This is a genomic window from uncultured Paenibacillus sp. (assembly GCF_963515335.1).
In the GTDB taxonomy this organism is placed as follows: domain Bacteria; phylum Bacillota; class Bacilli; order Paenibacillales; family Paenibacillaceae; genus Paenibacillus_I.
In genome coordinates this window covers 63,188-76,946 of the sequence record NZ_CAUPYC010000004.1, presented here as the reverse complement: position 1 = coordinate 76,946, position 13,759 = coordinate 63,188, and the positions used below count along the sequence as shown (strand labels likewise).

Genomic DNA, 13,759 nt, shown 5'->3' with positions numbered 1-13,759 from the left:
CCGATCCGGGCCGGATCGCGGCGGGGCGTTTTTCGCATGACGGAGCGCTTCCGCAAGACAACTCCGTCATAGACGTCCCGGAATGCTTTTGCTATAATTGTGAAGGAATTTTGCATCGGAACCGGTGCGGCCGGGCCGATATCCTACGCACGGAGGCGATTGAATGGAGAAGTACATCAACAACTATGTGATCGTATCCATCTTCATCCTGCTCGGCATCCTGCTCCCCGTGACGGCGCTGACCATCGGCCGTTTTCTGCGGCCGAGCAAGCCGACGGAGGAGAAGCGGACGACGTACGAGAGCGGCAACGTACCGGTCGGCGAAGGGCAAGTGCGGTTTAATATCCGCTATTACCTGTTTGCGTTAATGTTTGTTATTTTTGATGTGGAAACCGTTTTCTTATATCCATGGGCCGTTGCGTATAAGCAGCTTGGCCTGTTTGTGCTTGTTGAAATGCTGATTTTCGTCTCCCTGCTGCTGGTTGGGCTACTCTACGCTTGGAAGAAGAAGGTGCTGAAATGGAATTCCGTTTAGAGTCGATTACGCCGGAGGAGCGGACGGAGCTGGAACGCAACGTGTTTATGGGGACGCTCGAGCAGCTCAAGGCATGGGCGCGAAGCAACTCGCTCTGGCCGCTGACGTTCGGCCTCGCCTGCTGCGCGATCGAGATGATGGGCACGGGCGCGTCCCACTACGATCTGGATCGATTCGGGGTGATGTTCCGCACCTCGCCGCGGCAGTCGGACGTCATGATCGTCGCCGGCACGGTGACGAAGAAGATGGGACCGCTGCTCCGCAGGCTGTACGACCAGATGCCCGAGCCCAAGTGGGTCATCGCCATGGGCTCCTGCGCGACGGCGGGCGGACCTTATGTGAAGTCGTACGCCGTTATGAAGGGCGTCGACCAGATCGTGCCCGTCGATGTGTACATACCGGGCTGCCCGCCGAACCCGGCGGCGCTGATCTACGGCATCAACAAGCTTCAGGAGAAAATCCGCTATGAAGCGAAGACCGGGAAGCGGGTGACGGGCCGGTGAGCGAAGAGAACAAGAAGAGCGGATCCGGCGATGAGCGGGAGCCGGTGAATCCGCCGCCTGCCGCCGAGGGCGCCGACGCCGACAAGCAAGCGAAGCTGAAGGCGGCTGCCGAGGCCCGCGCAGCCCGCGCCGCCGCGAAGGCGGCCGAAGAGGCGGCGGCTCCGGCGGAGCCGAAGGCGCCGTCGCCGAAGCAGCCGCTGCTTGACGAGGCGGTGGAGCTGATCAAGACGCTCGTGCATGCGGACGCGGTCGAGGAGGCTTCGATCAACGAGCTGAACGGCGATATGCCGACGCTCGTCATCCGTGCCGGGCATTGGCTCGCAACCGCCGAGCTGCTGAAGTCGCACGCCAAGCTGGGCTGCGACTATTTGCGGAACGTTTCCGGCGTCGATTACGAGACGCATCTGGAAGCCGTTTATCATCTCATTTCGCTCGATACGAAGCGCGAGTTCGCGGTGAAGGTGAAGACCGACCGCGACAACCCGTCGATCCCTTCGGTCGTGGCCGTGTGGAGCACGGCCAATTGGAACGAACGCGAAATCTACGATCTGCTCGGCATCGATTTTCCGGGCCATCCGGATTTGCGGCGCATCATGATGCCGGACGACTGGGTCGGCCATCCGCTGCGCAAAGACTACGTACCGCTCGATCCGGAGGTGTAAAGACGTGATCCGTACCGAAGAACTGCTGCTGAACGTCGGTCCTCAGCATCCGAGCACGCACGGCGTTTTCCGCATTATCGTCAAGCTGGACGGCGAAGTGATCACCGAGGCGATCCCCGTCATGGGTTATTTGCATCGGGGCACGGAGAAGCTGGCCGAGAATCTGAATTTTACGCAAATCATCCCTTATACGGACCGGATGGATTACGTGTCCGCGATGACGAACAACTATGTGCTGTGCCACGCGGTGGAGACGATGATGGGGCTCGAGGTGCCGGAACGCGCCGAGTTTCTGCGCCTTATCGTCATGGAGCTGCAGCGCGTCGCCAGCCATCTTGTCTGGTGGGGAACCTACCTGCTCGACATCGGCGCCATGAGCCCGTTCCTGTTCGCTTTCCGCGACCGCGAGATCATCGTCGACCTGTTCAATGAACTGTGCGGCGCGCGTCTCACCTATAACTACATGCGCGTAGGCGGCGTGAAGTGGGACGCTCCTCCGGGCTGGATCGACAAGGTGCGCGACTTTGTGCCTTACATGGAAAAAAAGCTGCTGGAATACCACGATCTGGTCAGCGGCAATGAAATTTTTCTTGCGCGGATCAAGGGGATCGGCGCGTACGATGCGCAGACCGCGATCGACTACGGCTTGTCCGGCGCGAATCTGCGCTGCACGGGCGTCGATTGGGACTTGCGCAAGGCCGAGCCGTACAGCCTGTACAGCCGGTTCGAGTTTGACGTGCCGACCGGAACGAACGGCGATTGCTACGACCGCTATGTGATCCGGATGGAAGAGATCCGCCAAAGCCTGCGCATCCTGAAGCAGGCGGTGGAGCAATTTCCTTTCGAAGGCGAGACGATGGGCAAGGTGCCGCGCGCCATCCGGCCGCCTGCCGGCGAGACGTATGTGCGCATCGAGTCGCCGCGCGGCGAGATCGGCTGCCACATCGTGTCCAAAGGCAAAGCCGAGCCTTACCGGCTGAAATTCCGCCGTCCCTCGTTCGTGAACCTGCAAATCTTGCCGAAGCTGCTCGTCGGCGAGACGATGACGAACCTGATCACTATATTGGGCGGTATCGATATCGTCGTCGGGGAGGTTGATTGCTGATGGGCGACAGATTATTGGAGCAGCTCACGTGGGGGAATGCTTTAATCTTCTTCCTGCTTGCTGTGGTCATGCTGGCCGTTGTGCTCGGCTTCGTGACTTACGCGATCTATTTCGAGCGCAAGGTGATCGGCTGGATGCAGTTCCGCAAAGGACCGAATCGGGTCGGCCCGCTGGGGCTGCTCCAGTCGTTGGCGGATATCGGGAAGCTGCTGCTGAAGGAGGATACGATTCCGCGCAAAGCGGACCGGGTCCTGTTCATTCTGGCGCCGGCGCTTTGCTACATTCCGGCGTTCGCGGTGCTCGCGGTGATTCCGTATACGAACCGATTGTATTTCGCCGACCTGAACGTCGGTGTGCTGTATTATGTGGCGCTGTCGGGCATCTCGACGCTCGCGATGGTGTTGGGCGGCTGGGCGTCGAACAACAAGTATGCGCTGCTCGGCGGCATGCGCTCGGCGGCTCAGATGATCAGCTATGAAGTGCCGCTCGTCATTTCCATCGTCGGGACGGTGATGCTGACGGGCAGTATGAGCCTGCGGTCGATCGTCGAGGGCCAGGGGGGCGGCTGGTTCTGGCAATGGAACTTCCTGCCGCAATTGATCGGGTTCGGCGTGTTTATCGTTGCGGCCGTGTCCGAGCTTAATCGTACGCCGTTCGACCTGCCCGAGGCCGAGTCCGAGCTGGTTGCCGGCTATCACGTCGAATACAGCGGATTCCGCTTCGCTTTCTTCATGCTTGCCGAGTATGTGTACGTCTTCGCAATCGCGTCGCTGACGACGGTGCTGTTCCTTGGCGGCTGGCATCCGCCGGCGCCGTTTCTGGACTTCGTGCCGGGCATTATCTGGTTCGCGCTCAAGTTTCTGTGCATCGTCTTTTTCCTCTTCTGGCTGCGCGCCACGTTCCCGCGCGTGCGGGTCGACCAGCTGATGGGCCTTGGCTGGAAGGTGCTGCTGCCGCTGGCGATCCTCAACATTTTCGTCACGGCCGCGTACATGGAGCTTTTCATTAAAAGGTAACGGGGGAGACGGAAATGAAAGGATTATTGAAGGGGCTGGGCGTCACTTTCAAATCGATGACGGCGAAGAAGGTTACCTATTCCTATCCGGACCAGCCGCTCGTTATGCCCGACCGTTTTCGGGGGATCCAATATTTCGAGCCGGATAAATGCATTGTCTGCAACCAATGCGCGCGCGTATGCCCGACGGAGTGCATCACGCTCACCGGCAAGCCGAATCCCGATCCGGAGAAGAAGGGCAAGGTCATCGACACCTACGACATCAACTTTGAAATATGCATCCTCTGCGATCTGTGCACCGAGGTCTGTCCGACCGAGGCGATCGTGATGACGAACAATTTCGAGCTGGCTGCTTACAGCCGCGACGATCTGTTCAAGGATATGGAATGGCTGAGCGGGAACGACACAAACGTGCGCAAGGACAACAACAACATCGGCGCGCCGCAAAAAGGGGGCGCCAAATAACCGATGTTCAACGTTGAACTGACGGGAGAGCTGGTTGCGTTTTTCGTGTTTGCGGTGATCATGATCGGCGGCTCCGTCCTGATGCTTACCCTGGCCAAGGTCGTGCATATGGTCGTCTCTTTGGCGGCGGTGTTTCTCGGACTGGCCGGCATGTTCGTCGTGCTGGAGGCCGAATTCGTCGCCTTCGTCCAGGTGCTTATCTACGCGGGCGCCGTTTCGATTCTGATGATTTTCGGCATCATGATGACCAGGCATGAAGCCGTGCAGGAGGAGCCGGTACGGCCCGTGCAGGAAATCGTGTCGGCGATCGGCGCGCTCTGCCTGTTCGGCATCCTGTTCTACGCGATCCGCGTGACGACTTTTCCGGAGCCGAACGCCGCATTGACGGCAGGCGCGGACAATACGATGGAAATCGGCAAGCGGCTTTTTACCCAATACGTCATTCCGTTCGAGCTTGTGTCGGTGCTGCTCACCGTCGCGTTTATCGGCGCGATCGTTCTGGCGAGGAAGGAGGCGGAATGAGATGCTGCCGTCCTATTTGACTATGGCCGCCATTCTTTTCTGCATCGGGCTTTACGGCGCGCTGACGAAAAGGAATGCGGTGATCGTGCTCATCTCGATCGAGCTGATGCTGAACGCGGTCAATCTCAATTTGGTCGCGTTCTCCAAATACGGCGTCGTTCCCTCGCTCACCGGCCAAATTTTCTCGCTGTTCACGATTTCGGTGGCAGCCGCGGAGGTGGCGGTCGGCATCGCCGTTCTGATCGCACTGTTCCGCGCGCGCGGCACGGTCAACGTCGACGAGTACAATGAGATGAGGAGGTAAGCGATGGAACCCGTTACCGTATATTCGCAATACGCATGGCTTATCCCGGTTTTCCCGCTCCTCTCGTTTCTTGTGCTGACGGCTTTCGGCCGCGGCATGCGTTCGGCGGGAACGCTCGTGGGAACGCTGGGCTCGCTCGCGGCGCTTGTTTTGTCCGTGTTGGTGCTTTTTGAGCGGATGACGGCCGGCGATTCGGCCGAGTACAACTACAGCTTTGACTGGATCACGATCGGCAGCTTCCAGCTGAACGCCGGCTATGATGTGACGAATCTGTCGGCGCTCATGCTGTTCGTCGTCTCTGTCGTCGCATTCCTCGTTAATCTGTATTCGGTCGGCTATATGAAAGAGGACGAGCGGATTACCGTTTTCTTCGGCTACGTGGCGCTGTTCACGTTCTCGATGCTCGGCCTGGTGCTCGCCGATAACCTGCTGACCTTGTATATTTTCTGGGAGCTTGTCGGCGTCTGTTCGTTCCTGCTGGTCGGCTTCTGGTATGCGAAGCCTGAAGCGAGAGCGGCGGCGAAGAAGGCTTTTATCGTCACCCGGATCGGGGACGTCGGACTGCTCATTGCCGTGCTTCTGTTGTTCTGGTATATGCCGGAGCATGATCTGAGCTTTGCCGCGATCCAGAACGTGTTCGGCCAGACGGGGACGATCACGGAAGGCATTACGACGCTGATCGCCATCCTGATTTTCGTCGGGGCCGTCGGCAAGTCCGGCCAGTTCCCGCTCCATGTCTGGCTTCCGGACGCGATGGAAGGCCCGACGCCGATCAGCGCCCTGATCCATGCCGCAACGATGGTTGCCGCCGGGGTGTTCCTCGTGGCCCGCACGTACAGCATTTTCGAGGCCTCGCCGGCCGCTATGGACACCGTTGCTTACGTGGGCGCGTTCACCGCTATTTTCGCGGCGACGATCGGGCTTGTGCAGAACGACATCAAGCGTATTCTGGCTTATTCCACCGTCAGCCAGCTAGGCTATATGATGCTTGCGTTGGGCGTCGGATCGCTGACGGGCGCCATTTTCCACCTGTTCACGCATGCGTTCTTCAAGGCTCTGCTTTTTCTTGGGGCAGGCAGCGTCATTCACGGTGCACACACGCAGAACATCCAGGAGATGGGCGGCTTGGGCCGCAAAATGAAAGTCACCGCCTGGACGTTCGCGATCGGCGCGTTGGCGTTGTCCGGCATTCCGCCGTTCTCCGGCTTCTGGTCGAAGGACGCCATCCTGGCAGCGGTGCTGGAGTCAAATCCGTTCCTGTTCGTGGTCGGCATCGTGGCGGCATTATTTACGGCCTTATATATGGCCCGCCTGTTCTTCCTCGTGTTCGCGGGGAAATCGGCAGCCGCGGACAAGGCGCATGAATCGCCGGCCGTCATGACGATTCCGCTGATCGTGCTGGCCGTGTTCGCCGCTCTGGCGGGCTTCGTCGAGCTTCCTTGGGCGGGCATGGGCTTGCTGGGAGAATGGTTGACGGGGGAAGAAGCCGCACACGCCAGCAGCGGGCTGGTGCTCGTCGTATCGACGGCGATCGGCCTGCTGGGCATCTATCTCGGATGGCTGGTCTACGTCAAGGGAACGATTTCCCGCGACGCCTTTGCTTCCAGGGTGCCGTGGCTCGTCCGGTTGCTGGAGCGCAAGTATTATATCGACGAGATGTATCATGCGGTGTTTACCGCGGGCCTGCGGGCGGCCGCCCGGGCGCTTGACGCATTCGATACGTATGTCGTCGCGGGCGCCGTCCGGCTCGTAAGCGGAGCCGCGTTATGGGTCGGACGCGCCGGCATTCGCATGCAGAACGGCCAAATGCAAACCTACGGCTTATGGACCGTAGTCGGACTGCTTGCGCTCATCTTGGCGATCGCCGGAAGGAGGTTTTGGTAATGCCCGAACAGATTCCATGGCTGACCGTGCTTACCTTCTCGCCCCTGATCGGCATATTGGTGCTGCTCTTTCTGCCGAAAGCGAACAGCCGCTCGCTGAGAACGGCGGCGCTGGTGACGACGCTTGTGCCGCTCGCATTGTCTCTGTGGCTGTTTGCCCAGTATGATCCGAGTGCGGAGCCGAGCGGGGTATACGTCGAGCAAGCCGCGTGGATCCAGGCCGCGCTTAACAGCGAAGCATTGAACGGTGTGACCTCCTACGTGTATGAGTTCCAGTATCGTCTGGCTGCGGACGGGCTGTCGCTTCCGCTGGCGGTACTGGCGGCGCTGGTGACGACCATGGCCGCGCTCGCGTCGGTGCATATCAAAAAGCGCTGGAAGGCGTTCTATATCTGGTTTCTGCTGCTGGAAACGGGCATGCTCGGTGTGTTTCTGGCCCGCGACCTCATCTTGTTTTTCCTGTTTTTCGAGCTTACGCTCATCTCGTTGTTTTTCCTGATCGCCATTTGGGGCTTCTTCAATCGGGAAAAAGCCGCGAACACGTTCCTGATCTACAACGGCATCGGCTCGGCGATTATGCTGATCGCGTTCGTGCTGCTGATCGTGAACGCGGGATTCCAGTCCGTTCAGGACGGCGAGACGTTACGATTGGTTTACAGCGGCAATTACGAAACGATCCTGGCGAACCTTGCCGATCCTTCCGCGTACGTCAATCTCCCGGATGAGCAGATGAATGGGGACAATCCGTTTTTCATGTCGGAAGGCATGCGCTGGACCGTATTTATTCTGATTTTTGCCGCATTTGCGATCAAGCTGCCCGTGCTGCCTTTCCATACCTGGATGCTGCGCGTCCATGCCGAGGCTCCGCCGTCGGTCGTCATGATTCACTCCGGCGTCCTGCTCAAAATGGGCGCGTACGGCCTGCTTCGCTTCGGCGTCTTTCTATTCCCGCAGCAGGCGGACGATGCGGCGTTCGTTATTGCGCTGCTGGGCGCAGCGAACATTTTGTACGGGGCTATCGTGGCTTTCGTCCAAAATGAATTCAAGCTCGTGCTCGCCTATTCCTCGATCAGCCACATGGGCATCGTGCTGCTGGGGATCGCCTCGCTTAACGAAATCGGCCTGCAGGGAGCGGTGTTCCAGCTTGTGTCCCACGGCCTGATCTCGGCGCTGCTGTTCCTCATTGTTGGCAGCCTGCATGAGCGAACCGGCACGACGGAGCTGCAGGAGCTCGGCGGACTCGCCCGCTCGCTGCCGTTCATGAGCGGCGTTTTGTTGACGGCCGGAATGGCCTCGCTCGGTTTGCCCGGCCTGTCGGGCTTCGTCGGCGAATTCCTGTCGTTCCTCGGCCTGTTCGATTCCATGAAATGGCTGACGGCCATTGCCGCGATCGGCGTTATATTGACGGCCGTTTACATACTGAGGAGCGTGTTGAAAATTACGTTCGGCCCGCTGCCGGATCGTTATGCCGCGCTTAAGGATGCCCGCTTGATCGAAGCGGTTCCGATGATTGCGCTGCTGGCTTTCATTCTGCTGCTCGGCGTTTACCCGTCGATCTTGACCGATTCGCTGCAGTATGGATTTGACCGGCTTTTTGAACAATTGAATTCCAGGGTTGGGGGGTAGGCGCATGGATCAGGCACAGGCTTTGACAGGATTAACATGGAACGATGCGGCTTACCTTCTCCCTGAAATGACGCTGGTGGCAGTGGCGATTATCATCACGCTGCTTGATCTTGCGGTTCCAAGCAGGTACAGCCGCAGCTTCACAGGCTGGCTGTCGCTTGCGGGGGTTGTCCTGTCCCTCTTCTTCGTCGTGCTGCAAATGATTGCGATGAATCCGTTGGACGGCTCGCCCGGTACGGAGGTTGTTCGGCTGCTCGGCGACAGCTACCGGGTCGACGACCTGGGGAATATACTCAAAATCGTCCTGCTAACCGCATCCGCCCTTATTATTCTCATGGGGATCCAATCGGTTAATCGGGACGATGCGATCGCGGACAAGGGCGAGGTTTACACGCTGCTGCTTCCCGCGGCGGCGGGGGCGCTGATCCTGAGCTCGACCGCTGATCTGATTACCCTTTACGTCGGCCTGGAGCTGCTGAGCATCTCCACCTACGTGCTGGTGGGCATCCGCAAACGGTCTGTGAAATCTTCCGAAGCGGCGTTCAAGTACGTCGTGCTCGGCGGTATTTCATCCGCCTTTATCCTGTTCGGCATGTCCTATATCTACGGGGTAACGGGAACGACGAACTTTGGCGGCATAGCCGCGGCGCTGGGCTCCGCTTTGACGGATTACGAAGCGCTGCTCTATCTGGGCTTCTTCTTCGTGCTCGGAGGCTTCGCCATCAAAATCGCGGCCGCGCCTTTCCACGCATGGGCGCCGGACGTTTACCAAGGCGCTCCCGCTCCGATTACCGCCTTCCTTGCCGTCGTATCCAAGGGTGCGGCGCTGGCGGCCATGCTGCGCCTGTTTCATTCGACCGTATTGTTTCAGACGGAGATGTTCACCGGCGGGAAGGCGCCCGATGTCAGCGACGCGGTGAGGAATTTTGGGCCTGATCTGTTTTTTGCGATGAAGGTTCTGGCGGCGGCAGCGATGATTGTCGGCACGACGGCTGCCCTCAGGCAGCGCAATTTGAAGCGGCTGATGGCTCTGTCCGGCGTGGCGAATGCGGGCGATCTGCTGGTCCCGATTGCGGTCGGTATGACTCCTCTGCAAACGAGCAATATCGGCGAGTTTATGTTTTACTTGATCGCGTACGTCTTCATGAATATCGGCGTTTTCGCGGTTCTGTCCGTCGTCGGCCGTTCGGCCGGACACGATGAGTTGAAAGGTTATGCGGGACTGTACTACAGGGCGCCTTGGACGGCTGCGGCGATGATCGTTCTGCTGCTCTCGCTGGCAGGATTGCCGGTGTCCGGGGGCTTCTTCGGAAAGCTGTTCATTCTGCTGAGCGCGGCGGGCCACGAAGATTATTGGCTTGCTGGCATCATGATCGTGACCAGCGTGATCTCTTATTACTTTTATTTCTCGATCATCCGGCAGATGTTTCTCCGCACGGGCGATGCCGGGGAGCCGATCCGGATGCCGGTATCGGCCGGATTGACGCTGTGGATCTGCGCGGCGGCTACGCTTGCGCTCGGCTTGTTTCCGAGTCCGGTGATGGAATGGATTCAATATACCGTATCGCTGCCGGCCGATTTGTTCATATTCCAATAGCAAAGGCGCCATAATCCCTGATAGTCGAAGCCGGTCCCGGGAAGGGCCGGCTTCCGCTTTTTCGAAGGGCGCCTTAAATTTAAAAAAACATTATAGAGAACGGCAAGCCGCTGTATCGTATAATAGGAGTGGAGCGGAACCGCGAATCGTTTCATACGGGAATCCAACGGTTAAAGGCTGAATAGAATGAAAAATATTTTTCGTTTTTCAAGATCGTTTACGACGTCGGAACAACTGAATAAGGGGGAAAAGCGCCGTTGTCGTCTAGGCCTTAAGATGCCTGGAATCGCCGGGAGACTCGTATGTCTTTTGCTGGCGGCGACTCTCCCGATCCCGCCGGCGGCGGCAGCGGCTGTACCGCCGGATTCTGAAATCGCGGCGGTCGCGTCGGGCGAGCGGACGAAGAGCTGGCTGCTGAAGTGGGAGACAACCGGGGATGCCCGTAAGCTGCCCGGCACAACGGTTCTGCACCGCCAAGAGCAAACGAACGTGGAGGTCGTGCGGCCGAATCCGGGTGTCGACCTTGGACTATGGCTCGCTCAGCTTCGCAAGACGGACGGAGTCGAGTATGTGCAGCCGAATGGGACGGTGCGGCTGTTGGCCGCCAACGACGAGCCTAACGATCCGGAGCTCGACAAGCAGGCCTATTTACGGCAAATCCGCGCGGACAAGGCATGGACGTTGACAGACAAACGAACGGATATCACGATCGCGCTTGTGGACACCGGTGTCGATCTGGACCATCCCGACCTTCAGGCTAATTTGGTCGCGGGGACAAATCTTGTGGAGCCCGGCAAACCGCCCGAGGACGACAACGGCCACGGGACGAATGTTGCCGGCGTTGTGGCCGCTATCGGGAACAACGGGATCGGGACGGCGGGCATTCTTTGGAAGGCCGGCATTATGCCGATCAAAGCGCTGGACAACCGCGGCTTTGGAGACGAGGATCGCCTTGGGGAAGCGATTTTGTACGCCGTCAACCGTGGCGCCAAAATCGTCGTATTGTCGGTCGGTTTATACCGCTACTCGCCTTACATGCGGGATATCGTTCAATACGCCGAGAGCAAAGGAGTGCTTCTTGTGGCAGCCGCCGGCAATGACGGTGAACTGCTCGGCAGCAAAGCCGCGGTGAAATATCCGGCCGCTTATCCGACAGTGCTCGCCGTCTCCGGCGCAACGGCGGGCGGAACACCGGAGAAACGCTCGAACCCGGGTCCCGAAATCGATGTGGCTGCTTCTTGGAATGTTTACACGACGGCCTTGGGCGGGGGATATACAAGTCAAGAAGGGACTTCGATGGCGGCTCCGCAAGCGGCGGCCGCAGCTGCGTTGGTATGGATGAAATATCCGGACTTCAAGCCTTATCAGGTGCTGGAATTGCTGAAGCAAACGGCTAAGGATATCGGAATTGCCGGTCGTGACGAGCGCAGCGGATACGGGCTGCTCCAGCTTGATGCAGCGCTCACGGCGAAGCTGAAGGACGATGTGTTTGAACCGAACAATAGCCGGCAAACAGCGGGTCCGCTGCCTTTGAACGACCGGAATGCAGCTGCGCTGAACGGTGGCGCCGACCGCGATTGGTACAAAATTAATGCGCCTTATGATGGGACTTTGGTCTTATCCTTTCAAGGACTTGCGGATCCCGGAACGCCGTTGCCGCCCGTACGAATCAGTCAATACGACGCGGAGCGGGTCAAGGGGGAGACAGACGTCAAGATAGGTAATAAGACCGTGGAATGGCAGGTTAGGAAAGGCGTAAACTATGTAAACGTGCAGTTCACCGATGCCAAACGGGAGGGCGTTATCCCGTATCTGATTACAGCTGAATTTCGTATGGCGGAAGACGGCTACGAGCGGAATGACAGAAATTACGAGGCCTTTACTTTGGCGCCGCAGACACAGGCCGTTGCAGGCAACTTCCATCAAACCGGCGACAAGGATTGGTATACCGTGACGTTCACGCAAGCCGGTTCCTTCAAGGTCGAGCTTGAGACCGATACCGTCCGTATCGATCCTGCGTTCACGATTCAAAAAACGGGGGAAGCGGAAGTTTATGTGGATGATTATGGGGACGGTGAGAGCGAACGATCACCGACTATAACGGTTACGCCGGGCAGCAAATATTACATTCGGGTACATAATGCGTCTGCGGCGGAAGCTAGCCCGGTACCCGGCGCTTACAAGCTAAGCCTGCTTGTACAGACACGATATGTCGATCCGAACGAACCGAACGATCGCGCGTTTGCCTCGACGCCCATATCTCCCGGAACGGAGTACGTCGGCGTAATCAGTAAACCGGGCGATCAGGATTGGTTCCAGTTGAGGCTGAACAAACCGTATATCTTGACCATGACGTTATCTGATATTGCAGGAGCCAAGGCCATGAGGTTCGAGGTGTATGACAAAAGGCAAAAGCTGTTGTATGCCGTCCAGCCTGAAGCAGGCTCGAACGAGGCATCGACGGACCGTTTGTTCGAACCCGGAACTTATTATGTGAAAGTAACCGCAGACATGCCGTTCGATAACCGGTATTACCGATTCAAGACCGAAGCGGATCTGCTGGTAGCCGGCTACCGCGACATCGACAAGCATTGGGCCCAGGCTGCCATCATATCTCTTAACCAAAGAGGTATCGTCGGAGGAACCGGCGATTACCGTTTTGAGCCGGATAAGGGTATTTCGAGAGCCGAGGCGGTCGCGATTGTCGTACGGGCTTTTGGCAAGGGAACCAAGCGATCCGCCGCTTCATTTCCGGATGTGCCGAAAGGATATTGGGCCGGCGGTTCGATTGCGGCTGCGGAAGCCCAGGGATGGCTTGCCGGCTTGCCGGACGGCACGTTTGCGCCGCAGAGACTGATTTCCAGAGCGGAAATCGCCGTGATGCTGGGCCGGGCGCTCGGCATGAAACCACTTGCCGTCAGCGGCGCGCCATTCGCCGATTTGGACCGTGACCATTGGGCGGCGCCGATGCTTTACCGGCTGCGGCAAGCCGGTGTTATCGGCGGCTACCCGGGGAACACGGTGAAACCGGATGAAACTGCAAGCCGGGCGGAATTCAGTTCAATGATTTACAGGGCGCTCGCCGGAAAGGATTGAAGGGAAGCGGATGGAATTCGATTCGCTCGGATTTAACGGACTGTTGTCGATAGCGGTGACGTTATTAAGCATTTATTTGGCTTGGGTGGTGCTTCAGGAGTTGAAGCTGGAGCCTTTTCTCAAACGGCCCAAAAGCCCGCAAGCCAAAATGCTGCAAGTCATGTTGGCGATTGTACTGGGTCACGGGTTCGCCCGATTTATTCTGGACTACCTGAACTGGTCTCAGATGCTGCGCTACCTTGTCGAATAAGCCGGACGAAAAAAGTCAACAATGGGTAATACATGACGGACCGAAAAGTTTGAACACAGACGAAAGATGTAGAATGGCCTTCCAAATTATGTGGGATCTGTAACCAATTATCGGCAAGCCTAGCAAATTTAAAAATAGTTCTTGTCGATTTGTGTAAGGAAATGTTAAGATGTGAAATGGAAATTACAGCGCGCGG

13 protein-coding genes are annotated in these 13,759 nt (G+C 58.1%); all 13 read left to right on the top strand.

The annotated features are described in order from the left end of the window. The first annotated feature begins 163 nt into the window (after positions 1–163). Complete coding sequence (locus RWM61_RS02465; RefSeq protein ID WP_313997021.1) at positions 164–535, top strand: NADH-quinone oxidoreductase subunit A; 372 nt, start codon at positions 164–166, stop codon at positions 533–535. Next, entirely contained in the window at positions 520–1,038 is a 519-nt protein-coding gene (locus tag RWM61_RS02460; protein WP_313997019.1) for an NADH-quinone oxidoreductase subunit B family protein, read from the top strand. Before RWM61_RS02465 ends, RWM61_RS02460 begins: the two co-directional genes overlap by 16 nt. After that, positions 1,035–1,700 carry an NADH-quinone oxidoreductase subunit C gene (locus RWM61_RS02455; RefSeq protein ID WP_313997017.1) on the top strand — a complete coding sequence of 222 codons (666 nt, stop codon included), beginning with the start codon at positions 1,035–1,037 and terminating at the stop codon, positions 1,698–1,700. Before RWM61_RS02460 ends, RWM61_RS02455 begins: the two co-directional genes overlap by 4 nt. A gap of 4 nt (positions 1,701–1,704) precedes the next feature. Continuing rightward, complete coding sequence (locus RWM61_RS02450) at positions 1,705–2,805, top strand: NADH-quinone oxidoreductase subunit D (protein ID WP_313997015.1); 1,101 nt, start codon at positions 1,705–1,707, stop codon at positions 2,803–2,805. Continuing rightward, on the top strand, positions 2,805–3,821 hold the full coding sequence (gene nuoH / locus RWM61_RS02445; RefSeq protein WP_313997013.1) for an NADH-quinone oxidoreductase subunit NuoH: 1,017 nt from the start codon (positions 2,805–2,807) through the stop codon (positions 3,819–3,821). The genes RWM61_RS02450 and nuoH overlap by 1 nt, the downstream gene beginning before the upstream one ends. Before the next feature lie 14 nt (positions 3,822–3,835). Continuing rightward, a complete protein-coding gene (gene nuoI / locus RWM61_RS02440; protein ID WP_313997011.1) occupies positions 3,836–4,285 on the top strand; it encodes an NADH-quinone oxidoreductase subunit NuoI in 450 nt (149 codons plus the stop codon). Positions 4,286–4,288: 3 nt separating this feature from the next. Then, positions 4,289–4,807, top strand: a complete 519-nt coding sequence (locus RWM61_RS02435; protein ID WP_313997009.1) for an NADH-quinone oxidoreductase subunit J — start codon at positions 4,289–4,291, stop codon at positions 4,805–4,807. A gap of 1 nt (position 4,808) precedes the next feature. Beyond that, entirely contained in the window at positions 4,809–5,111 is a 303-nt protein-coding gene (gene nuoK, locus RWM61_RS02430; protein WP_313997007.1) for an NADH-quinone oxidoreductase subunit NuoK, read from the top strand. 3 nt (positions 5,112–5,114) lie between these two features. Beyond that, the gene (gene nuoL / locus RWM61_RS02425; RefSeq protein WP_313997005.1) at positions 5,115–6,995 is read left to right on the top strand and encodes an NADH-quinone oxidoreductase subunit L; all 1,881 of its coding nucleotides are present in this window, start codon (positions 5,115–5,117) and stop codon (positions 6,993–6,995) included. Beyond that, complete coding sequence (locus RWM61_RS02420; RefSeq protein ID WP_313997003.1) at positions 6,995–8,620, top strand: NADH-quinone oxidoreductase subunit M; 1,626 nt, start codon at positions 6,995–6,997, stop codon at positions 8,618–8,620. Before nuoL ends, RWM61_RS02420 begins: the two co-directional genes overlap by 1 nt. A 4-nt stretch (positions 8,621–8,624) precedes the next feature. After that, complete coding sequence (locus RWM61_RS02415; protein ID WP_313997001.1) at positions 8,625–10,217, top strand: NADH-quinone oxidoreductase subunit N; 1,593 nt, start codon at positions 8,625–8,627, stop codon at positions 10,215–10,217. 309 nt (positions 10,218–10,526) lie between these two features. Beyond that, entirely contained in the window at positions 10,527–13,313 is a 2,787-nt protein-coding gene (locus RWM61_RS02410) for a S8 family serine peptidase (RefSeq protein ID WP_313996999.1), read from the top strand. A 10-nt stretch (positions 13,314–13,323) separates the two neighbouring features. Beyond that, the gene (locus RWM61_RS02405; RefSeq protein WP_313996997.1) at positions 13,324–13,563 is read left to right on the top strand and encodes a DUF1146 family protein; all 240 of its coding nucleotides are present in this window, start codon (positions 13,324–13,326) and stop codon (positions 13,561–13,563) included. The last annotated feature ends 196 nt before the right edge of the window (positions 13,564–13,759 follow it).